We start from the raw sequence: 515 nt of genomic DNA, 5'->3' as shown, positions 1-515 counted from the left end.
GCGCGCCCGGATCCCCCGGGTACGCCGTGGCCAGCCGGCGGACCAGCTCCGCGTCCGGGCCGTCGGCCGGAGCCGCCACCACGGCGGCCAGCAGCTCGTGACGCTGGGCGACCGGCCAGCCGAGCAGCGTCCGCACCGCCGTCCGCAGCCCTGCCGGCCCGGCCCGCAACGCGGCGACGACCGGCGCCAACGCCGGTACGCCGAACGCGGCGAGCGCCTCGGCCGACTCCACCGGATCCCGGAACCCGCACAGCGCCTCGAACGGGGTGAGCGCGACCAGCAACTCCGGCTTGTGGTGCGGGTCGACGTAGTTGCGCTGCCCCTCGGGACGCCCCGCCTCCGCCGCGAAGCCGGCCCGCGCCTGCTCGGCGTCCGGGTGGGCCTGCAGGCTCAGCGGGGCGTCGGCCGCGAGCACCTTGAGCAGGAACGGCAGCCGACTGCCGAACCGCTCGGACACCCGCTGACCGAGCCACTGACCTGGCTCGTCCCGCACCAGATCACAGAGGCTCACCCGC

The 515-nt window shown here is 76.9% G+C and carries 1 protein-coding gene; it reads right to left on the bottom strand.

Going from position 1 to position 515, the window contains the following annotated elements; genetic code table 11:
- The coding region (locus tag KBX53_RS35455; RefSeq protein ID WP_369010028.1) for a type I phosphomannose isomerase catalytic subunit at nucleotides 1–515 on the bottom strand (515 nt) is incomplete at both ends.

This window comes from Micromonospora sp. M51 (genome assembly GCF_018070305.1).
Classification (GTDB): Bacteria; Actinomycetota; Actinomycetes; order Mycobacteriales; family Micromonosporaceae; genus Micromonospora; species Micromonospora parva.
The sequence above is the reverse complement of the archived record's forward strand: the minus strand, read 5'-3'. Positions and strand labels throughout refer to the sequence as shown.